This is a genomic window from Mesorhizobium sp. M1E.F.Ca.ET.063.01.1.1 (genome assembly GCF_003998155.1).
Lineage (GTDB): Bacteria > Pseudomonadota > Alphaproteobacteria > Rhizobiales > Rhizobiaceae > Mesorhizobium.
Map to the genome: position 1 here is coordinate 1 of NZ_RZSC01000982.1, position 1,855 is coordinate 1,855.

Annotated in this window: 2 protein-coding genes; both read left to right on the top strand. The window is 59.5% G+C overall.

The features are described 5' to 3' along the window. Positions 1–1,184 (top strand): extracellular solute-binding protein (locus EOA29_RS35065; protein WP_210213215.1); only part of this gene is annotated, 1,184 nt, incomplete at its 5' end. Positions 1,185–1,193: 9 nt separating this feature from the next. Then, on the top strand, positions 1,194–1,855 hold a 662-nt coding region (locus tag EOA29_RS35070; RefSeq protein WP_145969998.1), incomplete at its 3' end, for an ABC transporter ATP-binding protein.

A 1,855-nucleotide genomic window follows, 5' to 3' on the forward strand; every position in this document is an offset into this window, starting at 1 on the left:
CTGGGTACCAACACCGCCAACATTATCACCGGATTCACCCAACGATAAAAGGGAACAAAATGACTGTTAGGGATGGAAAACTTCAACTTTCTCGCCGACGTTTCCTGTGCGCGGGCGCTGCCACGCTGGCCATGCCCGCAATCATTGGGCGTGTTTCCGTCGCCTCGGCTAAGACGAGCTTTGCAGGCGAAGGCCTGATCGTCGTCCCTTGGTCCGGCGGCTACGAGACGGTTTTCAAGGAAACGGTGATCGAGCCCTTCAATGCCGAGTATGGAACACGGGTGGAAAGCAATGGCGGATGGGACCAGATGGTGCCGCAAATCCTTGCTGCTCCGGCGGACAATCCACCCTTTGACATTACCATTACCGAGGAGTCCGTCGCCGGGCAGGGTATTGCCGAGAAGTTGTGGCTTAAGAATAACCGCGCGGCGATCCCCAATCTTGAGGCGGTCTATCCCTACTTCGCCGAAACCCGCCCGGGTGCGGAGGACTACGGTGTCCCGTTTTCCGGCGGCACCTGCATGCTCCTGGTCCGCAAGAGCCTAGGCATCGAGCCCACTAGCTGGTCGATTCTCTGGGACGAGAAGCTTGCGAAGAAGGTCACTCTTGACGGGTCATCCTGGTGGTGGTCGCTCTCGGTTCCCGCGCTGATGAGCGGAGGCAAGCAGGGCCTCCAGGACATGTTCGCAATGGCGACCGCAGAGCCGTTATTTGCTCAGCTCGACAAGCTGCGCGTTGCGCGTTGGTACATGAGCGGCGCGGAAGAGGCCACTGTTCTGAACCAGGACGAGGCGGACGCAGCACTAACCTACTCCTCGGACGCGCTTTCCCTGATGCAGGCCAGCCCCGGCGAGTATCTGATCACTGTCCCCAAAGAAGGCACCTCCGCCTGGACCGATTGGTTCATCAAGGTTCGCGGCGCCCACCACAACGATCTAGCCGACCTTTTCCAGAATTATCTCCTGGAGAAGGAGACACAGAACCGGTTCCTCGCAAAATCGATGGTCTTCATGTCGCGCCGGGACGTCACTGTGCCATTACACTGGCAGAACTACCCGCAGTCGAACGAGGACTTTCACCGAATGTTCCAGCTGATCACGATGGAGGGATGGAAGAGCATTAACAACGAGTACCAGGCGTTCGACGAGCGGATGAAGCTCACGATCTCGCGTTCAGCGGGTTGAGGGACGACTATGGTGCCGGCGCTGGAATTGGATCGCCTCCACCGCAGCTTTGGCGCGGTCGTGGCGGTGGACGGAATATCCCTTTCTCTTCGAAAGGGAGAATTCCTCACTCTTCTAGGTCCGTCGGGATCGGGGAAAACGACCACGCTAAGGATGGTCGGCGGCTTCGAATCACTCAACGGCGGCGAAATCCGCATCAATGGCGAACGCGCCGATCGCCTGCCGCCCTATCTGCGCGATACGGCGACGATCTTCCAGTCAGGTGCTCTCTTTCCGCACAAGACGGTGGCGGACAACATCGCCTTCGGATTACGAATGCGAGGCGTTCCCCGGGACGAAATTGCTCGCCGGATTGCCGAGACTCTTGATACCGTACGGCTCCGCGGCATGGAGGAGCGCTATCCCGAACAGCTCTCCGGAGGACAGCGGCAGCGGGTGGCGCTGGCGCGTTCGCTAGCTGTTCGTCCGGCGGTGCTGCTTTTCGACGAGCCACTCTCTGCCTTGGACCTGACACTGCGCTTGCAGTTGCGGGCGGAGATACGCCGGCTGCACCAACAGGTCGGCTTCTCGGCGATCTATGTTACGCATGATCAGGGCGAGGCCATGGCCCTGTCCGACAGAGTGGCTGTGATGAACCGCGGGCGTATCGAACAGATCGATCCACCCGAAAC